Source organism: Psychrobacter sp. 16-MNA-CIBAN-0192, from assembly GCF_040309565.1.
Classification (GTDB): Bacteria; Pseudomonadota; Gammaproteobacteria; order Pseudomonadales; family Moraxellaceae; genus Psychrobacter.
In genome coordinates this window covers 1-257 of the sequence record NZ_JBEOOX010000441.1, presented here as the reverse complement: position 1 = coordinate 257, position 257 = coordinate 1, and the positions used below count along the sequence as shown (strand labels likewise).

At 34.6% G+C, this 257-nt stretch carries 1 protein-coding gene; it reads left to right on the top strand.

From position 1 onward, the window contains the following. The coding region (locus tag AAEY78_RS13880) for an SLOG domain-containing protein (protein WP_502943782.1) at window positions 1-257 on the top strand (257 nt) is incomplete at both ends.

Sequence of the window (257 nt, the reverse complement as noted above, 5' to 3'; positions counted from 1 at the left end):
ATATTAGAGAGTGTAAATGTCAATATTAAAGAGCATGTACACCTTTATCAGTCAGATTATTTCAGACAAATGTTTCCTGTAGAGAATGAGGAGTTCTCTGAATCTCTTATTGTTACAGATAATATTGGAAGTCGTGATGAAAGCTTGGCTTTGATGCGCGAAAAGATGATTGTTAATAATGACTTTATTGCTGGTATTTTTGTAGGTGGCATGGAAGGGGTGGAAGATGAATTTGAACTATTTACTCAGTCTAATCC